This window comes from Chloroflexota bacterium (assembly GCA_035652535.1).
Lineage (GTDB): Bacteria > Chloroflexota > UBA6077 > UBA6077 > SHYK01 > DASRDP01.
Genome location: DASRDP010000049.1, coordinates 1 through 2,887, shown reverse-complemented (window position 1 = coordinate 2,887; position 2,887 = coordinate 1). Strand labels below are relative to the sequence as shown.

The 2,887-nt window shown below is 66.2% G+C and carries 2 protein-coding genes; both read right to left on the bottom strand.

The window, feature by feature from the left end:
* Positions 1–193: 193 nt before the first annotated feature.
* Positions 194–1,345, bottom strand: a complete 1,152-nt coding sequence (locus tag VFC51_05670) for a hypothetical protein (protein HZT06498.1) — start codon at positions 1,343–1,345, stop codon at positions 194–196.
* 91 nt (positions 1,346–1,436) lie between these two features.
* Positions 1,437–2,887: hypothetical protein (locus VFC51_05665; GenBank protein HZT06497.1), on the bottom strand; the 1,451-nt coding region annotated here is incomplete at its 5' end.

The window sequence follows — 2,887 nt, the reverse complement described above, 5'->3', positions numbered from 1 at the left end:
CCGCCCTCGTCGGGGAGGCTGAGCTGGTCCACGAGCGTGCCGTCGGCGCGGATGTGGTCGATGAATCCGACTTTGCCGCCGATCAGGATGTCCCCGGGTAGGATGGTCACGGCACGCTCTCCCAGATGAGGACCCAGTCCGTCGTGACGTCCATTGCACGTGCAGATCGTGGATGCCGGACATGCGAAGCGCGTCACGGCAGCGGCGGCAGCGGCGGCAGCGGGGCCGACCAGATACCATCGCCGTTAGTCGCCACCACGACGCGATCCCCGCTTGCGATGAAATCATGAGGGAACACGGTGACGGAGGCGGGGGGGCCGCGCAGGGACGCCCAGGTTGCCCCCCCGTCGGCGCTCCAGAAGAGCTCGCGGTCGCCGAGAGCGAGCAGTGTTTGGTGGGAGGGGTCGCGCTCGTCGAACCGCAAACCCTTGATCGGAAACTCGCTGTTCACATGGTCCCAGGAAACCCCGCCGTCGCGGGAGCGCCACAGGCCCTGGACCGCTGGGTCGTCGGGAGAATATCCGTTGTAGCCCCCGACGTAGAGCACGCTGGGATCGGACGGGTTCAGCGCTATGTAGGGGATCAGGTAGGCGTTGGAACCGAGGCTGACGCTGAGCAACAGGCTCCAATTCGTCCCGCCCCACTTACTCCTGAGCACGCCGCACGCGCCCGCGAGATAGACGGTGCTGGGGGCCGCCGCGTCAGCTGCGAGAGACGTGGCATCGCAGAGCAGCTGGCGGTCGATGAGGTCCCACGTCACCCCGCCATCAGTGCTCCGCGCGAACCCGGTGAGCCCGCCCACGGTGTACAGGGTGGGAGGTTCGGTCGGCACGACTGCCAGTGCGCGGTCGCCCGGCGGTCCGCTCACGGTCTCCCAGGCGGAGCCGCCGTCCCGGCTGATATGGATGCTGTGCGAGTCGGAGACATACACGACCCCGCTGTCGTCCACGGCTAGCCCGCCGGCGAAGATGCTGCCCACGTTCCCCTGGCTGATGTTCTCCCACTGGCCCCCGTCGTCGCTGCGAAATAGGTTCATGTTCGTATTTCGGCCCTTGCCACCAAAGAGGCCCCCATAAGCGTAGAGGCGGCCGGGCCGCGTCGGGTCGGCGGCCAGGTGGTAGACGAAATGGTCTGGGAGGCCCTCGCGGGTCCACTGGGTCTGCAGGCTGGCCGGCGCGGCTCGGCTGGCCTGGGCGCTCGCCGCCGGAGCGGCTGCGGGTGGGGCGAGAAGGAGAAGTGCCGCGAGAAACGCCCCGCCGAGCCCAGCTTCGGCGTTCCAAGAACGATCTTCCTCAGCAGCGCGAGCCCGGATTCGAAGCCGGCCGAGGCGTGCCCGAAGCCGCATTAAGCGGGCGAGCGCTCGCGGAGGGTTGCCTCGGCTAGGCCGGCGGCCAATCCCGCTTGGGACTACGGGAGCCGTCCCAACAACGCGCGTCTCAGGTCCCACAGTCGTTCTCAGCCAGAGGAGGCGCCGCGGCCGCGTCGCGGGACCGGACTGCGCCCTCGAACGGCACATAGAGAGTGGAGCTGTTCATGATCGAGAATCCTCCCGGGGGCTGGGTGTAGTAGATCAGCGCCCAGCGGCCATCCTGATCGTGCTCAGGGTGAGAAAATAGGAACATCTTCGCCGGCGGCAGATTGCACCGCGCGAGAGCGAAGAACAAGGCCGAAAGGCTGCCCGGAGCGGCGCACTCGTCCTCCACTGTGGCTCCCCACTCGCCAACAATGACCTCGGCGGGATCGTTCCAGAACGCTTGCAGGTCGTCGATCATCTGGAAAAGGCTGTTCGCGAAATCAATCGTCCTCAGCCGGTGAACGTGGACGTTCACACCGCTCCAAGGCCATGGATTGTTGGGCCCCTTCGGCCCGCTGACTGCTGTGTACACGTCGTTCATGAAGGATTGGCACTCCGCCACCGGGTCGGGATGCTCGGCACCCTCCACGGCCAGGTCGATCCCGCCCCAATAGAGGTTGAAGAGCCCCGCCCCGATCGAGGCGTTCAGCTTGTTCCAGCACTGGTACAGCAGGGCGCCAAAGTTCTCCGGAAGGAGGAGTGTTGGGTCATTGTTAGGCTCGTTCCAGACGATGAAGCCGCTGACCTGGCTGCTCCCCGCGTGAAGAGCGCCCGCGATGCTCGTGGCCAGGTCGGAGAACTCGGTGATGTACGCGTTGGTGAAGTTGCCGTCTAGCGGATCGTTCCAGTGGGCCTGGTCGCCGAGGTGGAACTCTGGGGGGAACAGGACGAAGACCCGGACGCCAGCAGAACGGTACACCGCGAGGGCAGCGTCGTAGCCTGCCACATTGGGATCGGTGCTAGCGTCCGCTGCCCAGCCGGCAAGCGGCTCGACGACGCCGCAACGGACGAGAAGCGTCTCGTTCGGCGAGGAGAGAGCAAGGATGTTGTCGACCCAATTCTGGTCGATGGACGAAGGCACGGAGCCGGGAGGGCTCCCGGTGTTGGGGTCGTAACAGAAGCTATTGACCCCTTGCTCGGTCTGGAGCGCCAGGTCGCAGGCGATGCAGGCCACATTATAGTCAACCGGGTAGCTCAGCACGTCCGACCCGTCCGCCAGCTTCCGCTTGTAAATGGCGCGCTGCCCATCGACGTCGACGCCGTCGGTCCAGAACATGGTCGGGTCGGCGTCCGGGCACACCGCATTCCTGGGCCCGTCCCCCGTCTTGGACATGGCGATGACGAGGCCGCCATCCGGCAGCAGCGTGAACCCGGCGTAGATGTTCGGGCTATCTGTCGGCAGTTGGGCAAAGGGCGTTAGCTGCGGTCCCACGTCGGTGCCGATGTCGAACCGGAAGATCGTGCGGCCGGAATCGGTGTAGAACACGGTGCGCGAATCCGGCGCCACGTCCAGCCGCATCAGGCCCGTCGTCC

What these genes read in the sequence shown, in the direction of transcription:
- VFC51_05670 (HZT06498.1), bottom strand. Translation starts at nt 1,345, where the DNA reads ATGCGGCTTCGGGCACGCCTCGGCCGGCTTCGAATCCGGGCTCGCGCT.